Below are 392 nucleotides of genomic sequence, written 5' to 3'. Positions count from 1 at the left end.
ACAAAAATATAGAAAGAAAGGCGGCTTTTCGTTCAAAATTGAACAAAAAGCCGCCTTTCTTGTTTTACATATGTTTTATGAGATGAAAAACTTAAGTTTTTCAGTGGCCTCATTCAACAAGGTATGGTTTTTCTGCTTTCAAACTTAGACAAACCTTTTACTTCCAAGTCGGTAAGAGCCCCTGGAGGAAAAAGTTCGTTCATAGAACGAATCTTGTTATGGTTCGAAAGCTCCATCTGATAGAATGTGTGAACACGCAAATCAGACAGGATCCCAGATAGCCACTTCCATTGCGCCGGGTGATGCAGACCTACCATCTTCTCCGGTAATAGGGAATACAAAATTGGTGGAAGTTTTTCTTTAAACCCCATTGCTCTTCTAGCAATGACATA

At 39.3% G+C, this 392-nt stretch carries 1 protein-coding gene; it reads right to left on the bottom strand.

Features of this window, described 5'->3' with window-relative positions:
- Nucleotides 1-113 precede the first annotated feature (113 nt).
- Nucleotides 114-392, bottom strand: a 279-nt coding sequence (locus tag MR076_RS26095) for a hypothetical protein (RefSeq protein ID WP_242225433.1), incomplete at its 5' end; no start/stop codon positions are given.

Origin of the sequence: Bacillus cereus group sp. BfR-BA-01380, from assembly GCF_022663535.1 — a bacterium.
Lineage (GTDB): Bacteria > Bacillota > Bacilli > Bacillales > Bacillaceae_G > Bacillus_A > Bacillus_A cereus_BB.
Note: the sequence above shows the minus strand (reverse complement) of the source record. Positions and strands in the feature narration are given on the sequence as shown.